Here is a 16,940-nt window from a genome sequence, read left to right on the forward strand (position 1 = left end):
GGTGTGCTCAGGCCAACCACCGGTAGAATGAGCAGAAGGACCCTAATGCCACGGCGCCGCTGATGACAATGGCGCCCCGCGTAACTGGGCATGGCTGCGGGAGGCTGGGACGGACTGGCTGTTTCACTTTGCGGAGTGGCCGCATTGACACCGCATTTTTTCCGCTCATGCCCGTCATGCCTGCCGCACGGGGCGGTTGCCGCAATATGGGATTCACAGGTCATGGTCATGCCCTCCTTCATCGGTCGGGTAATGCCTGCGTTGCATGTGGGGAGGTGGTACAGGCATCTCGTCCGCAGGCGGGGATGCCTGTGCTCCGCCACAAGTTACTGAGAGTTCACCCGGCTGGTTTGCCCGGCAATTTAGCACTTTTGCGGGAGATGTCAACGAACTCCTCTGACCGTTCATCCCGCCTATTTGCCGTTCGCACGCCGATGATTGCATGCGCCGCGCCGGCTTGCTATGTTGCATGGGCGACGCAGGCGGTACCGGGAGGCCGGAATGCGCCAAAGCGGGCCGGCCCTTCCATAAAAAAAATTTCCAGAACGCTCATCCTGAACGATGAGCAATTCATTCGTGTGGAATGGCAGCACTTGCTGCGCAACGATCCCAAAGTCATGTTTGATGGGAGAAGCGGCAAACCTGACGGAGGCCACGTGGATTTTCAATGAGCAGCAACCTGATCTCATTTTCCTGGAGGTGCAGATGCCGGGAGGATCAGGTTTTGATTTTTTGGAGCAGAGGCCGGGCGGTTTCAGAATCACCTTCGTGACAGTGTTCGTCCCCCCCCCGCATGCAACACGCGGAAAATATCGGGCGGCTGACTGTTTGTTGAAGCCGGTCAGCAGGGAGAGGCTGGCACCCTGCAGGAATGGTTGCCCCCGCCGGTGAGGAGACACAGGGAGTGGCTGCTTCGCAAACTGATGTTCACTGCCGGCAGGTTTGGATTCAAGAGGAGGCAAAATGAAAACACTGCTGGTTCGCCAATCCTGGATGTGGTTGTTTCTCCTGATGGCCATGCCGGTTTTTGCGCAGGGCTCTCTGCAGGGCGTGGTGAGTGACTCGGCCACGGCGGAAAAACTGCCGGGCGCCAGTGTCTATCTGGTGGGAACGGCACTGGGCAGCGCCACCAATCTGCAGGGCGCTTATCGCATCGATCGCATCCCCGCAGGAAGCTACACCCTGCGGGTGTCCTATATCGGGTATCGCACGCGCGATTTGCCGGTGACAGTTGCCGACAACACCGCTCAGGTGATCGACATCAAACTGGGCGTGGAAATTTTGCAGGGCGCTGCGATCACCGTCACCGGCCAGGCGGTCGGCCAGGCGGCCGCCATCAATCAACAGCGCACCGCGCCCACCATCATCAATGTCGTTTCCGAGGAGAAAATCCGGGAATTGCCGGATGCCAACGCTGCGGAGGCGATTGGTCGTCTACCCGGGGTCTCGGTGCAGCGATCCGGCGGCGAGGCGAACAAAGTCATCCTGCGCGGCCTGCAGGACAAGTTCACCGTCATCACCATCGATGGCGTGAAAATTCCCGCCACCGATGCCACCAGCCGCGGGGTCGATTTGAGCACGTTGTCGCAAAGCTCGCTGGCCGGCATCGAATTGTACAAAGCTGCAACGCCCGACAAGGACGGTGACGCGCTGGCGGGCAGCATCAATCTGGTCACCAAAGCGGCACCCGCAGGCAGAAATCTCAAAGTTGATTTGAAGGGCGACTACAACCGCCTGATGAACTCGGCCAGGCAGTATGATTTTTCGCTGCATTACGGCGAGCGCTTCTTCAACCAGGTGCTCGGTGTGCAGGTGACGGGCAATCTCGAAAAGCGCATCCGCAGCAACGAACGCATCGATGTCGACTACACCAATCTCCAGTACCAGGGCTTTTCCATCAGCGATTTCCTGCTGGAATTCACCGATGAAATCAGGAAACGTGACGGCTTCAGCCTGCTGCTTGATGTCAACACGCCGGACAACGGCACCATTCGCTGCAACACCGTTTTGGGCCGCACCCGGCGGGATTACTTCTGGTCGACGCGCGATTATCCCGCCGTCGGCGGCGGCAGTGAGTCGGGGGCGCCGGTTTATGATTATCGCGACCGCGAGCAGGAGATCTACACCCTCAGCAGTTCGATCCGGGGTGACAACCGCCTGCTCGGATGGTCTCTCGCCTGGGGCGCCGCCTTCGCGCAGTCGGTGGCCGACTATCCATTCGATTATGAAATGATCTTCGTCGAGCGGCCAGGCATGCGGCCGACCCCCACCAACCTGCAGGACAAGCCGGAGCAACTGATTGCGTATGCCCTCAATGATTTCTCCGCGGCCGGCTTGTCCTGGACCTATTACCGCAAACAACGCAATTTCGACAAGGAACGCACGGCGCATCTGGAGCTTGCCAGGAAATATTTGCTGGGCAGCAGGATTTCCGGCGAGATCAAGTTTGGCGGCAAATACAAGATCAGGGACCGCTCCAATGTGCGGACCGAAGACTTCACACCTTACTATCTCGGCAGATGGCAGCGCTATGAATTACTGCCGGACGGAACTTTCCGCCCCAAAGATTTCACCGGCACACCTTTCGAAAGCTGGCTGAATGCCGGCGGCGGCGGCTTCACGCCCATGTCCCTGTTCTTTGACACCCCTGTTGTCCGGCAGGTGTATGGCTCCTACCGCCTGACGCCGCTGATTGACCGCAACCGACTGCGGCAATGGTATGAGCTCAACCGCTACGGCATCGATGTGACGCGCAACCAACTCGAAGTGTGGACCAATCCCCTCATTCGATACGATGATTATGACATCACGGAGCGCATCGCCGCGGGTTATCTGATGAACACCCTCCAGCTCGGGCAGGGCGTGACCGTGATCGGCGGCGTGCGCATCGAACGGGAGGACAATGACTACGCTTCCAAGTTCATGCCGCAATCGGTGGGCGGTTTTCCCGTCCCCGCCAACTCCATCCGCGATACGACCTCTTCCGCTTCCCAGACCGTCGTGCTCCCCAATCTCAATCTCGCAGTATCCCCGCTGGACTTCATGAAGGTGCGCCTCGCCGTCTACAAGGCGCTGGCCCGCCCGGATTTCAACATGCGGCTGGAACGCTACATTGCCGGCCGGCCGGCGGAGGTCGGTTCGCAATTGCAAGTCTTTGTCGGCAATCCCCGCCTCAAAACCGCACGCGCGTGGAATTACGAAGTGAACACCTCCTTCTTCAGCAACACCATCGGTCTGATTTCCCTGTCGGCCTTTTACAAGGAAATCACCGGCATGTATCACATGTTGAACAACTTCAACACGACCGCGGTGCGTGACGCGCAGGGTGTGTTGCAGGATACGTTGCTGCAGCGCTTCGGCATCAAATGGCCGAGCCAGATGGGCGCCTCCCCCTACAATGTCACCCTGCCCTACAATTCGCCCCGGCCAACCAAAGTGTGGGGATTCGAATTCGAGCACCAGATCAATTTTGACTTCCTGCCGGGGCTGCTGAAAAACATCGTGCTGACCTACAACGCCTCCTTGGTGCGGTCGCAGGCATTCATTTGGACTTCGCGGATTGATTCCGTCTTCTATGACCCGCCCGGCCCGATTCCGCCGACGTGGAGAAGATTCACCGTGCTGACCGAGCGCAAACAAAAACTGGAAGGCATGCCGGAATTTTTCGGCAATGTCGCACTGGGCTATGACCTAGGCAGATTTTCGGGAAGGGTCTCGGTCTTTCACCAGGGTGAGCACAATGTTTCTTATTCGGCCGGCGGCCTGGCGGACCGCATCACCATGGCCTTCACCCGCGTTGACCTCACCCTCAAGCAGGGCATCACCGATCATCTTGCCCTGTTCGCGAGCCTCAGCAATGCCACCAATCTTGAAGACGGCAGCCTGATCAACAACAACTCCCCCGACCAGGGCGTCTTCAACCGCCGGCTTTTCAATCAAAGCGAGAAATACGGCCTGACGGCCAACTTCGGCTTGATGTGGCAACTGCGGTAACAGAAACGGACGGCGAGAAAAAGCATGCTGCTTGCGTAACACGCAGTTCTCTTTACCCCAAATCCACAAGAGGAGGCTCCCATGCGTTGGTCGAGATTGCAGGCGATTCTCATTGCGGTGCTGCTGCTGGCTGGGTCGCTTCCCGGCCAGGAGACCGTCATTCCCCTCATCCCCACGGACGGCACGGCGGCCACCCACCTCAACAGACAAATTTTGGCGGACACCGCCGCGGCCGGCGGCTTCAAGGCCAACCGCGTTTATGAGTTGCAGCGGGATGGCATCTACCTGCACAATGCAACGGTCACGGTTCCGGCGGGCCAGACGCTGCGGTTGCGTGCTGCCGCCGGCAGCGGCAAGAAGCCGATCGTCTATTTGTGGGAGACCGGAACCGGGCAGAATCCAACCAGGCCCCCGGGCAATTTCGTGGTGTTGAATGGCGGCCATTTGGAGATCAGGGATATTTGCATTGCCGGTTTTTATGAACCCGAACCGGATCGCGTGGACGGGGTGCAGGGCGGCTTGATCAACACCACGGCGGTGGGCTCCTCCATCGTGATTGACGGTGTGGTGTTCTCCAACATCAACGGCCAGCATGTGCGCACCGGTTTCAACACCACGAAAGTTTCCATCAAGAATTCAATCTTTGCGAACATGGGTGCGTTGACCACCTCCAATCTTGGCGCCGGCAAGGGCATCGATTTGCGCGAGGCCGCGTGCGACTCTCTGATCGTGGTCAACAACACCTTCGTCAATTTCCAGGATCGCGCCATCCGGCATTATAATTTCGCCAATCCGCAGGCCGGCACCGGCGAAATCAAATACGGTCTGATCGATCACAACACCTTCATCAACGGCATGGGCTTTCACGGACTGCTGTCGCTCGGCAACGTCGGTGCGGAGATCATCATCACCAACAACCTGTTTGTCGATGCCTTCGCGCTCGGCGAAGATTCCACCGATGCCACCCGTGCGGCGGAGTGGGCCAACACCGGCGAAATTTATCCCAACGGCAGAAACCGCATCACCTGGATTTTCACCGCGCCGAATACCACCACCCGGTGGCAGGTGAGCAACAACTACTACACCATCAGCGATTCGGGTTGGGCTTTCCTCAACAATTTCGGCTTTCCGCCGGGCTCCCCGCTTTCCTATCACATCAACAGCCGGCTGGGCGCCGATTCGGTGAAGGCTTTCACCATGGTCTCTCTCAAGCTGGGCAACACCCCGCGGCTGATGACCAACATGATGCGCTGGTATGAAAGCCCGACCGGCGGCAACCGCACGAAGAACACACCGAGCGCCGCCTTCAATCGCAACACCGATGATTATGACCGCCGCCCGATCGAGTATTATCGTGACGAACTGGATGCCACCTATGACACCTCGTCGCCAGCCTTCACCGGCGCGCAAAACGGTTATCCCGCGGGCGATTTGAACTGGTATCCCGAGCTGAAGGCAAAATGGGAGCAGGGCATTAATCTGGCGGTGGCGGACAGGGCGCACCCGGCCGGCGCGACCTATGAGTTGCGCCAGAATTATCCCAATCCATTTAACCCCTCGACCCATCTCAGCTTCACGCTCGCTCGGGCCGGCGAAGTGAAACTGGAGATTTACAATGCGCTCGGCCGGAAAATCGCCACGTTGATCCACGGCAGGTTGCCCGCAGGCCGGCATGAGTACGTCTGGGATGCGCGGCATGTGCCCTCCGGCATTTACTTCTACAAATTGCAAGCCGGCGCCTTCGCACAAACGCGCAAGATGATCGTGATGAAATAAGACCCATTGACCTCCCTTCGCTTGTCTGGCCGGCTGCCGCAAGCAGCCGGCCGGCGAAGTTTTTGCCGGGAGAAACGCAGCCGCCGTGCACCGCATGGTTGTTTCATTCACCACGATGACCTTCACACCGCTGTCGGCTGCCCGCCGCCTGCAACCGTTGCTGTGTTGCCGTTTGGCGCTTGCGGCGTGTGCCGCGCGCTTCCTTTCGTTCGGGATGCGCGGACACACTGCTGCGCGGCGGATGGTTGTGATGCTCGCAATCCTGCCGGCGGCCGGCCTGGCGCAGCCTCCGGCCTTTCCGGGAGCTGAGGGTTTTGGCCGCTTCACCAGCGGCGGCCGCGGCGGCCAAGTCCTCACTGTCACCAATTTGCAGGACAGCGGCGAGGGCAGCCTGCGTGCGGCAGTGGCGGCGCGGGGCGCCAGAACCATTGTCTTCCGCGTTTCCGGCACCATCGCCCTGCGCTCGCCGCTGCGAATCACGAACGGCGATCTCACCATTGCCGGACAAACGGCGCCGGGCGACGGCATCTGCCTGAAGGATCAGCCGCTGATCATCGCCGCCGACAACGTCATCATCCGCTTTCTGCGCATGCGTCTGGGCGATGTCCGCCGGCTGCCGGAAGATGCGGTCTCGTGCCTCGGCCGGAGAAACATCATGCTTGATCATTGCTCGATGAGCTGGGGCATCGACGAGGTCGCTTCCTTTTATGACAATGAAAATGCCACGATGCAATGGTGTTTGATCAGCGAAAGCCTGAATGAGTCGTATCACCACAAGGGGCCGCACGGTTATGGCGGCATTTGGGGCGGCAAAGGCGTGACGTTTCATCACAACCTGCTCGCGCATCATGCCAACCGCACCCCGCGCTTCAACGGCAGCCGCACGCATGGCGAGCCGGAGAGGGAACTGGTCGATTTCCGCAACAATGTGATTTACAACTGGGGGGAAAACAGCGCTTATGGCGGCGAGGGCGGCAGGCACAATCTCATCGCGAATTATTACAAATTCGGCCCGGCAACCGGGGATACGAAAAACCGCATCGTTGAGCCCTATGATGCGCGCGGACGCTGGTATGTGGCGGGCAACTTCGTCCACGGTTTCCCCGCGGTCACCGCCGACAACCGGACCGGCGTGCAGGGCCGCTTCGCGGATGCGGGCCAGGTTGATGCACCCCATCCCGCTGCGCCGGTCGTCACGCATTCGGCCGGGGAGGCTTTTGCGCTGGTGTTGGCCTGTGCCGGCGCCATACTCCCCAGGCGTGACACAATCGATGCACGCATCGTCGCGGAGGTCCGCAGCGGCACTGCAAGCTTTGGCCGTGCCGGGCTGGGTCTGATTGATTCACAAAACGAGGTGGGCGGCTGGCCGGTGCTGCGCCCGGCGCCGGCGCCCCCGGATGATGATCATGATGGCATGGCTGACGCCTGGGAGCGCCGCCATGGCCTCGATCCAGGCAATCCGGAGGATCGCAACGGCGATTACAATGGCGACGGCTACACCAATCTTGAAGAGTATTTGAACAGTCTGGCGCTGCCCGGCGGTGATTGCACGGCAACAGACAGCACGGCAAGTCTTGACAGGGAAATCCGATGAAAACCCTGATGCCAGTTTTCACCCTGCTTTGCTTCACTCCCTCCCTTGTTTTCAATTAGACGGGCATGACCGCACGCCGGAACCAGCTCGTTGTGCATGCCGATTCCGCCCGGTTTGTCAGCAGCCGGCCCATTTATGGGCAGTTCAGCGAGCTTCTTGGACGGGGCATTTATGAGGGCATATGGGTGGGTGACAACTCGTCCATTCCCAACACGCGTGGCATTCGCAACGACGTGGTTGCGGCTCTGAAGCATATCAAAGTGCCCAATCTGCGCTGGCCGGGCGGTTGTTTTGCGGATGAATATCACTGGCGAGACGGCATCGGTCCGCGCAGACAGCGACCCACAATGATCAACACCCACTGGGGGCGGGGTGACCGAGGACGCCAGTTTTGGCGCCCATGAGTTTCTCGATCTGTGCGAGCAACTGGGCGCGGAGCCTTACCTTTGCGGCAATCTCGGCTGCGGCACGGTGGAAGAGATGTCGAAGTGGGTGGAGTACATCACCTTTGACGGCGTGAGCCCGATGGCCGAGCTGCGGCGCAAGAACGGCCGCGACCAACCATGGCAGGTGAAATACTGGGGTGTGGCCAACGAGAACTGGGGCTGTGGCGGCAACATGACCGCGGAGTTTGATGCCGAGCTGTACAACCGCTAGGCCACCTACTGCCGCAATTATGGCGACAATCAGCTTTTCAAAATTGCCGGCGGTGACGGGGACGGCGATTTCAACTCGACCGAAGTCCTGATGAAAAAGGTCAGATAGGGTCTGATGCACGGTTTGTCGCTGCACCATTATTTTGTCAATGGCACATGGGAGAAAAAGAAATCCGTCACCGTGTTCGACAAGCACGACTATTCCCCCCTGATCGAATCCGTTTTGGCGCTGGAGGAGCTGCTGGCTGGCCACCTCAAAATCATGGATCGCCACGATCCCGAAAAACACATCGCCCTGGTGGTGGACGAATGGGGCGTCTGGCACGATGTCGAACCGGGTTCGCCACCGGCTTTCCCTTACCAACCAAACACACTGCGCGACGCCTTTGCTGCCGCACTCACATTCAACATTTTCCACAAATATGGCGACCGTATCCGCATGGCCAATATCGCACAGACGGTGAACGTGCTGCAGGCGATGATTCTGAACGACAGGGAGAAAATAATTCTGACGCCGACCTGTCACGTTTTCGATCTCTACAAAGTGCATCAGGATGCGCGGCTCCTGCCGGCCCAACTGCAAACGGAAACCTACGAACATCATGGCAAGAGCATCCCGGCATTGAGCGCTTCATGCTCGTGCGCGCCGGATGGCAGCCTTCATATCAGCGTTGTGAATGTGCATGCGCACAGGGATTTGCCTCTGGATTGCGAGTTGCGCGGCATGCAGACTGTGCGGGCCTCCGGCAGGATGCTGACCGCACCACACCTGCAGGCGCACAACACCCTCACCCAACTCGGGAATGTGAGGATCACTGCTTGCAACCGGCTCGCGCTGCGCAACAATATGCGTGCGATCACTGTGCCGGCCAAGTCCGTGGTGGTGGAGGTCGAGTAGTGCCGCGGGGAGGTGGGCACCGGCTCCGGGGCGCCGTGCCGTTGCCCGCAGGTTTTCCGCTTTTAATCTCTTGCGGGTTGAATCTGTGTAAAACCTGAATTTTGCATGCCGGCTTGCTGTGACCTGAAGGAAAATGGCCTGTTCACAAAACTCCGTAAGGAGTGAACTGTTTGTAGACAGGGCAATCTTGCGGGTCTTTAAACTCCGTCCGGAGTGGCCTGTAGAATTTCCCATGATTCGGCGCGGTTTTTTCGAGGAGAACCAAACAGGTCACTCCTCACAGAGTGAAATGCAAGAAGCAGCTTCACTAAAAACAGTTCACTCCCACCGGAGTTGACAGCAAAGCTGCCCGCAAAATTTTCTATGCACCACCCTTTAGGTAGTCGGCGGTCGCGATCCAATCGGCGTTCCTCGCGGAGGGATCAATCTGAATGCAAAATTCAGGTAAAACAGCAAAGATTTTTCCAACTGATACAAAAACCAACGGAAAAACTTCAACAGTCGGGTTCTTTTACCCGCTGGAGATTTTGTTTTTGGTTGTGGTTGGCCCACGCCGGGAGGGAGTTGCCGTGATTCTTCGTGCTGTAACGATGCTTTGCGGCGCGCTTGCCACGCTTGCCGGGGCGCAACACGCCATTGTTGATGCCGGCTACTCCGGCGAACCCGGGAGGCGGGTGAACGGTGTGCCGCACTTCGCCACCATTGGCGCAGCACTGCTCGCCGTGCCGGCGAACAATGACCGGCCTTTCCTCATTTTCATCAAGCAGGGACGCTACGACGAGAAACTGATTGTCGACCGGCCATTCGTGCATTTCCTCGGCGAGAACCGTGACAGCACGATCATCAGCCACGCGGATTGCAGCGACACGCCGGCGCCAAACGGCGGCAGGCTGGGAATGCAGGGCAGCTTCACGCTGCAGATCGCAGCGCCCGATTTTCGCGCCGAGAATCTCACCATCGCGAACGGCTTCGACTATCCCGCCAATGCCGCCAGAGCGGAGGATGATCCCGCCAAAGTTCAAAACCCGCAGGCTGTTGCCCTCATGACGACCACCGGCAGCGACCGCGCCGTGTTTTGCAATTGCGTGATCAAAGGCTTTCAAGACACGCTGTTTGCGGATGCCGGACGACACTACTTCCACGCCTGCCGCATTCTCGGTCACGTGGATTTCATCTTCGGCGCGGGCCAGGCAGTTTTTGAAAACTGTGAGATTGTTTCGCGCGACCGACCGGGCAGGCTGCCCACCGGTTTTGTCACCGCCCCCAGCACCGCGGCCGCGTTTCCCTATGGCTTCCTCTTCCTGCATTGCCGCCTGCTGAAGGAAACGCCGGCATTGCCCGGGGGCTCGGTTTGCCTCGGCCGGCCCTGGCATCCTGCCGGCGATCCGCGTGTGGAAGGCAGCGCCGTTTTTATCCGTTGCTTCATGGATGATCATCTTGGTGCGGAGGGCTATGCCCCCATTTCCATCCGGGATTCCACCGGGCAGCGCCTCTGGTTTGAAGTGAAGCCCGACTCGCGCTTTTTCGAATTTGAAAGCCACGGCCCGGGCGCAATCAAGAGCGCCCGGCGACCCACACTCAACGAAAAAGAGGCGGCCTATTACACTGCCGCACACGTTCTCAACGGTTGGCAGCCCGTTTGTTCGAAGCAGGGATTGTGAAAGGGCCGGGTCGTGAGCAAAAAAGCTTTTCTTTGTTTCGCACTTTTTGTTGGGGGGCTGCCGTTGCGGGCGCAGAAATACGTGGCCACGGACGGCAATGATGCCAATCCTGGAACCCTGGCCCGGCCATTTCAAACGATCAGCCGGGCGATCGCTGAAATCATACCGGGTGATACGATTTATGTGCGCGGCGGCAGGTATGCCCTGACGGCCACGATCATGATCCCGGCGGCAAAAAGCGGAACCGCAGGCCAATGGGTCACGTTGACGGCATTTCCGAATGAAACACCCCTGCTCGATTTCTCCGCGCAGCCCGGCGGCGCCAGGGGCATCAGCCTGCGCGCCAGTTACTGGCACCTGCACGGCTTGCAGATTAAAGGCGCGGGCGACAACGGCATGGAGATCGATGGCGGCACCAACAATCTCATCGAAAACTGCGCCTTTTTTGAAAACCGGGACAGCGGCCTGCAATTGAGCAACGGCGCGGCCGACAATCGCATCAGCAATTGCGATTCCTATTACAATGCCGATCCGCCCGATTACGCGGATGCCGATGGTTTCGCGCCCAAACTCACCGTGGGCTCAGGGAATGTTTTCCAAGGTTGTCGCGCCTGGGGAAATGCGGATGACGGCTGGGATGGCTATTTGCGCGGTGCCGACAACGTGAGCACGATCCTGGAAAACTGCTGGACGTGGGGCAACGGCTATCTCAAGGACGGCACCGACCCCGGCCCGCAAGCCAACGGCAACGGTTTCAAACTGGGCGGCGGCGACAACAGCAACAGCGGGCAGTTGCGGCATCATGTCGTCCTGATCAATTGCCTTGCATTCAACAACAAGCAAAAGGGCTTCGATCAAAACAACAACGCCGGCTCCATGACCCTGCTTCAGTGCACCGGCTATAACAACCGTGAAGCTAATTACAGCCTTTCCCGGGCGCTTGCCCCCGGACAGACCCTGACGGTGAAGAACTGCGTGTCTTTTGCCGGCCGGGTGGAGTTGGGAAGCTTTGCCGTGCAGGCCGCCAACAGTTGGATGAGCCCCTTCGTGGTGACCGCGGCGGATTTCGCGGATCTCGATCCCGCACCGGCCGCCCTGCCGCGCCGCGCCGACGGCAGCCTGCCGGCGATGCCCTTCCTGCACCTCGCCGCCGGCAGTGATTTGATCGATGCCGGCGTGGATCTCGGCCGGCCGTTCAAAGGCCGGGCGCCCGATCTCGGCGCCTTCGAAAGTGATTTCGGCACCGCCGTCGCAAATGAAAAATTCACACCGGCGGAGTTTCGGTTGCATCAGAATCACCCGAACCCATTTCATTCGATGACGATGATAGAATACGAGGTGCCCGGCAGTGCCCATGTCAAAATCAGCGTCTACGATATCCTCGGCCGGGAAGTCATGCAACTCATGAATGAGGCAAAAGCTGCCGGCCGTTACGAGCTGCAGTTCAACGCGCAAAATCTGCCCGGTGGTATTTACTTTTGCAGGCTCGCCGCCGGAAGCCTGATACAAACGAAAAAGATGATGGTGATGAGATCGTTCCGTGCCCGAGAAGGGCCGTTCCCACGGAGGGAATAACGACCCGGGTACTGAAGGGCATGCCTCGCATGCGGTATCTCGGTGCCCGGACAGAGAGCAGCATGCCCGGCGCAGCACGGTCGCGACTGCCCGGTTGCAAAAGTCAGACGCGCAGGCCGGAATGAAGCAATCTTTTGTTGCGGGCGCCCCTGCTTCCCGGGCATCTTGCCACGAGTTTTTGCCAAATAAAAAAACCGGGTTGACCTGATGAAAATCTCCCCTCTGCACGGCCCCGCTGTTACGATGCTGTTTTCTCTGTTGCGCCCGGCCGTCTTTTCCCTGTTGTTGCAATTCGGCAACGCGGCCGGCCAGACGGCATCTCATTTTCCCGAAGTCCCATTGCCTTCCTTTCCGAACCGGACCGTCAACATTGTGGAGTATGGTGCGGTGGGTGACGGCAAAACCATGAATACGGAAGCCATCGCCCGGGCGATTGCCGCATGCGCACAGGCCGGTGGCGGCCGGGTTGTGATTCCGGCGGGGCTGTGGTTGACCGGCCCGATCCAACTGGCGAGTAACATCGAGCTGCATGTCGAAAAAGGCGCGCTGGTGAGCTTCAGCCGAAACCGTGACGACTATCCCCTGGTTGACACCTGGTTCGAAGGCCGGCCGGAGTATCGCTGCATGGCCGCAATCTACGGCAGGGATCTCGAAAACATCGCTCTCACCGGCGCCGGCGTCTTCGACGGTGCTGGTGAAGTATGGCGTCCGGTGAAAAAATTCAAAATGACCGAGCGGCAGTGGCAGGATTTGCTCGCTTCCGGCGGTGTGCTCGATGACAAGGGTACGACCTGGTGGCCCTCCGAAGCGGCACGGGACGGCGAGGCCTTCCTCACGGCTATTCGCCAAAGCGGCAGGCAGCCGCAACGCGCCGATTATGAAAAGGTGCGTGACTTTCTGCGGCCGGTGCTGGTGCAATTGTACCGGTGCAGCAGGATCCTGATCGATGGACCGACTTTTCAAAACTCGGGCGCGTGGAATTTGCATCCGCTGATGAGTACGGATATTACCCTCCGCAATGTCACTGTCCGGAATCCGTGGTATTCACAAAACGGTGACGGGCTGGATTTGGAATCCTGCCGCAATGTCGTGGTGTACAACTGCACTTTCGATGTCGGGGACGATGCGATCTGCCTGAAGTCCGGACGCGACGAGGCCGGCCGCCGGCGCGGCATGCCCACGGAAAATGTGTTGATTTACGATTGCCGGGTTTATGCCGGCCACGGCGGCTTCGTGATTGGCAGCGAAATGTCCGGCGGCGTGCGCACCGTCGAAATTCGCGATTGCGTTTTCATGGGCACCGCCACCGGCCTGCGCTTCAAAAGCACACGCGGCCGCGGCGGCATTGTCGAGAACATTCACATCAAACGCCTTCTCATGAAGGACATACCCGCGGCGGCGATTACTTTCAACATGTTCTACAGCGGGCAGGCGCCCATTCCCGATCCCGGTTGGGATGCCGGTTTCGCGGTGGAGGCGGCCATGCCGGTGACGGAAGCCACGCCGCTGTTCCGCAATATCTCCATCAGCGAAGTGACGGTCCGTGGCGCGGGACAGGCGGTGGAATTGCACGGTCTGCCGGAAATGCCGCTGCGGCATCTGACCCTGCGGGATATTTCCATCAGCGCGCAACAGGGGTTGTCCGCTGTCAATGCAGATCATGTGAACCTGATCAATGTTGCAATTCTGCCGCAGCGCGGCCCGGCGCTGGCGTTTCACAACAGCACCAACGTTCTCGTCGAAAACCCGCGTTTTGCAGCGGAGACCGCCACGGTTTTGTCCCTTTCCGGTGGCAAGACGGCCGGCATCCAGTTTCACACACCCAATCTGGCAGAAGTGAAGAAGCGGGTCAAAATGGCACCGGAAGTGAATCCCCGCGCTGTGCAGTGGGGAAATTGAACAGGGCTCGAAGCAAATGACCAACGTCAATCAAAAGATATGGCACCGCTTCCTGCTGGTGGTGATGGTCGTCTTTCTTTCCGGCCAGGGCCGGGTGCCGCGCCAGCATCGGCCAGCGGCGCAGGATTTGCCATGGTCTGTTCGCATGGCTGATTCGGAAATGCAACGCCGCGGTGATTCGTTCTTGTTCCATGACAGCGCGAAGACCTCATGGGTCTATGAAACTGCCGTTTTCATGAAGGGACTGGAGCACGTCTGGCAGCAGACGGGCAGGCAAAAATATTTCGACTACATCAAGGCTTTCGCCGACTCCTATGTCGGACCGGATGGCAGCATCAAAACCTACACGCTGGCGGAATACAACCTCGACCACCTGAACCCCGGCAAGATTCTGTTGCTGCTCTATAATGTCACGCGCGAGGAAAAGTACAAAAAGGCCGCCGCTTTGGCCATGAAGCAGCTTGAAACGCAACCGCGTACCAAGGCGGGCGGCTTCTGGCACAAGAAGATCTATCCCTGGCAAATGTGGCTCGATGGCATTTACATGGCCGCGCCGTTTTATGCCGAGTATGCCGGGAGATTCGACCGCCCCGCTGCCTTTGATGATGTTGCACTCCAGATCATCCTGGTGGCGCGCCACACCTACGATTCCACCGCCGGCCTGTTTTATCACGGCTGGGACGAAAGTCGCCAGCAAAAATGGGCTGATCCGGTCACGGGCTGCTCACCGAATTTTTGGGGTCGTGCACTGGGATGGTATGCCATGGGCATCGTCGATGTGCTTGATCACTTTCCACAGGATCATCCCAAACGGGCCGAAATTCTTGCCATCCTTCGCCGGGTGGCTCGGGGGGTGCAAAAATACCAGGATGAGAAGACCGGCCTGTGGTATCAAGTGCTGGATCAGGGCAGCCGTGACGGCAATTTCCCCGAAGCCTCGGCCTCGGCAATGTTTGTCTACGCCCTTGCCAAAGCGGTGCGCAATGGCTATCTTGAATCCTCCTATTTGGCCGTGGCGGAAAAAGGTTATCGCGGCATCCTTGCGAACTTCATCAAGGTGGAACCGGACGGTCTGGTCACGCTCACACAGATTTGTCAGGTTGCCGGACTTGGCGGCAAGCCTTATCGGGACGGCTCTTATGAGTACTACATCAGCACGCCGGTTGTGAGCAATGATCTCAAGGGCGTGGGCCCATTCCTGATGGCCAGCGTGGAAATGGAGCGGTTGCAACAAGCCAGGTGAGAAAACGCTGTCGATCACGCGGACGCGGTCGCGACCGGCATGTGCCTTGTCGCCGCGTGTTTTGCGGGTGCCGCCGCCGTGCAGAATCCCGTTTCGGGGATAGAGATTGCAGCGAACCATTCAACGAAAGCAGAGAATATGACCGCACTCTATGCCCTCGACTGGGTGGTTATTGCCGGTTATTTTCTCCTCATTCTTGGCGTGGCCTGGTGGGTCAGCAAACAACGGCAGGACACGCCCGCCGATTATTTCCTGGCCAGCCGCCATCTCGGCGCGTTCATGATCGGGGCTTCCATCTTCGCCTCCAACATCAGCTCCGAACATCTTGTGGGCCTGGCCGGTACGGGCGCCACCGACGGCGTGGTGATGGCGCATTATGAACTGCATGCCTGGTGTTTGCTGGGGCTGGGCTGGGTGATGATTCCCTTTTACTTGCGCGCCAAAATTTTCACCATGCCGGAGTTTCTGGAGCGGCGTTTCTCCCCGGCGGCGCGCACGCTGTTTTCGCTCATTTCCCTGGTGGCCTATGTGCTGACCAAAATTGCCGTCGGCATTTTTGCCGGTGGCATTGTCTTCAGTGTGTTGCTGCCGGATCTCGAATTCAAGGGCTGCAACAGTTTTTGGACAGGCTCCATTTTGGTGATCGTGCTCACCGGCCTTTACACCATCTTCGGCGGCATGCGTGCCGTGGCCTACACCGAGGCGCTGCAGACGATTATTTTCATTCTGGGGTCGGCGCTGGTGACCATTTTGGGCCTGCAAGCCCTGGGCGGATGGAGCGAGCTGCGTGCGATTGCCGGACCGGAGATGTTCAACCTGTGGAAACCGCTGGTGCCGGCAGGGCTGGAAAGCACCTGGGCGCCGGTGCGGGAAACGGGCCGCATCGCCTGGTATTTCAATGACGCCTTTCCCTGGCCCGGCATGTTGTTTTGCGCGCCGATCATCGGCCTGTGGTATTGGACCACCGATCAATACATCGTGCAGCGCGCACTGGGCGCACCCAACGAAACGGAAGCCCGCCGCGGCACGATCATCGCCGCCTTTTTCAAGCTGCTGCCGGTTTTCATCTTCATCATTTCCGGCCTCATTTGTTTCGCGCTGGCGCAAAGTGGAAAAATTCCCGCCTTACGCGCGCAACTCTTCGACAGCGGCGGCGTGCTGTTGCGCGACAACGCCCAGAAAACATTCCCCCTGCTGGTGGCCCATGTGCTGCCCATCGGCGTGCGCGGCCTCATGGTGGCCGGTCTGCTGGCCGCGTTGATGAGCTCGCTTGCCGGTGTCTTCAATGCCTCCTCCACGCTGTTCACGATGGACTTTTATGCCAGATTGCGGCCGCAAGCCACCCAGCACCAACTGGTGTGGATGGGCAGAGTCGCGACCGCGGTCATGGTCCTGATCGGCTTTCTTGGGATTCCGGTGATTCAAGGCGGCAAGGGCCTCTACGATTATCTGCAGGGAGTCCAGGCCTATCTCGCACCCCCGATTTTTGTGGTTTTCTTTCTCGGTGTTTTCAACAAACGTTTGAATGCCAAAGGCTGTCCGGCGGCGCTGCTCACTGGTTTCGCGCTCGGATTCTTCCGCCTCGCCGTTGACACACCGGTGAAGCTGATCGAAAATTTTTCCTAAACCAATGGCGAGGATCGAG

The 16,940-nt window shown here is 58.9% G+C and carries 9 protein-coding genes and 1 pseudogene; all 10 read left to right on the plus strand.

Going from position 1 to position 16,940, the window contains the following annotated elements; translation table 11 throughout:
* The first annotated feature begins 305 nt into the window (after window positions 1-305).
* The 10 genes and pseudogenes from ONB52_17240 to ONB52_17285 all read left to right on the plus strand — a co-directional run bounded on the left by ONB52_17240 (window position 306) and on the right by ONB52_17285 (window position 16,921).
* Window positions 306-671 carry a hypothetical protein gene (locus ONB52_17240; GenBank protein MDZ7417881.1) on the plus strand — a complete coding sequence of 122 codons (366 nt, stop codon included), beginning with the start codon at window positions 306-308 and terminating at the stop codon, window positions 669-671.
* 292 nt (window positions 672-963) lie between these two features.
* Window positions 964-3,993, plus strand: coding sequence for a TonB-dependent receptor (locus ONB52_17245; GenBank protein ID MDZ7417882.1), 3,030 nt, complete (start codon window positions 964-966; stop codon window positions 3,991-3,993).
* Between the two features lie 81 nt (window positions 3,994-4,074).
* Window positions 4,075-5,769 carry a T9SS type A sorting domain-containing protein gene (locus ONB52_17250; GenBank protein MDZ7417883.1) on the plus strand — a complete coding sequence of 565 codons (1,695 nt, stop codon included), beginning with the start codon at window positions 4,075-4,077 and terminating at the stop codon, window positions 5,767-5,769.
* 250 nt (window positions 5,770-6,019) lie between these two features.
* Window positions 6,020-7,363 carry a pectate lyase gene (locus tag ONB52_17255; protein MDZ7417884.1) on the plus strand — a complete coding sequence of 448 codons (1,344 nt, stop codon included), beginning with the start codon at window positions 6,020-6,022 and terminating at the stop codon, window positions 7,361-7,363.
* 65 nt (window positions 7,364-7,428) lie between these two features.
* Window positions 7,429-8,917: pseudogene (locus ONB52_17260) on the plus strand (alpha-N-arabinofuranosidase).
* A gap of 569 nt (window positions 8,918-9,486) precedes the next feature.
* Window positions 9,487-10,578: a pectinesterase family protein gene (locus ONB52_17265; protein ID MDZ7417885.1), complete on the plus strand. Its 1,092-nt coding sequence runs from the start codon at window positions 9,487-9,489 to the stop codon at window positions 10,576-10,578.
* A 12-nt stretch (window positions 10,579-10,590) separates the two neighbouring features.
* Window positions 10,591-12,153 carry a right-handed parallel beta-helix repeat-containing protein gene (locus ONB52_17270; GenBank protein MDZ7417886.1) on the plus strand — a complete coding sequence of 521 codons (1,563 nt, stop codon included), beginning with the start codon at window positions 10,591-10,593 and terminating at the stop codon, window positions 12,151-12,153.
* A gap of 207 nt (window positions 12,154-12,360) precedes the next feature.
* Window positions 12,361-14,052 (plus strand): glycoside hydrolase family 28 protein, encoded by a 1,692-nt coding sequence (locus tag ONB52_17275; GenBank protein ID MDZ7417887.1) that lies wholly within the window; start codon window positions 12,361-12,363, stop codon window positions 14,050-14,052.
* A gap of 16 nt (window positions 14,053-14,068) precedes the next feature.
* Entirely contained in the window at window positions 14,069-15,295 is a 1,227-nt protein-coding gene (locus ONB52_17280; GenBank protein ID MDZ7417888.1) for a glycoside hydrolase family 88 protein, read from the plus strand.
* A 138-nt stretch (window positions 15,296-15,433) separates the two neighbouring features.
* A complete protein-coding gene (locus tag ONB52_17285) occupies window positions 15,434-16,921 on the plus strand; it encodes a sodium:solute symporter (protein MDZ7417889.1) in 1,488 nt (495 codons plus the stop codon).
* Window positions 16,922-16,940 lie beyond the last annotated feature (19 nt).

The organism is candidate division KSB1 bacterium, from assembly GCA_034506255.1.
Lineage (GTDB): Bacteria > Zhuqueibacterota > Zhuqueibacteria > Zhuqueibacterales > Zhuqueibacteraceae > Coneutiohabitans > Coneutiohabitans thermophilus.

Bases quoted from the DNA above. Each gene is read 5' to 3' on its own strand.
- ONB52_17240 (MDZ7417881.1), top strand. From the start codon at position 306: ATGCCTGTGCTCCGCCACAAGTTACTGAGAGTTCACCCGGCTGGTTTG.
- ONB52_17245 (MDZ7417882.1), top strand. From the start codon at position 964: ATGAAAACACTGCTGGTTCGCCAATCCTGGATGTGGTTGTTTCTCCTG.
- ONB52_17250 (MDZ7417883.1), top strand. From the start codon at position 4,075: ATGCGTTGGTCGAGATTGCAGGCGATTCTCATTGCGGTGCTGCTGCTG.
- ONB52_17255 (MDZ7417884.1), top strand. From the start codon at position 6,020: ATGCTCGCAATCCTGCCGGCGGCCGGCCTGGCGCAGCCTCCGGCCTTT.
- ONB52_17275 (MDZ7417887.1), top strand. From the start codon at position 12,361: ATGAAAATCTCCCCTCTGCACGGCCCCGCTGTTACGATGCTGTTTTCT.
- ONB52_17280 (MDZ7417888.1), top strand. From the start codon at position 14,069: ATGACCAACGTCAATCAAAAGATATGGCACCGCTTCCTGCTGGTGGTG.
- ONB52_17285 (MDZ7417889.1), top strand. From the start codon at position 15,434: ATGACCGCACTCTATGCCCTCGACTGGGTGGTTATTGCCGGTTATTTT.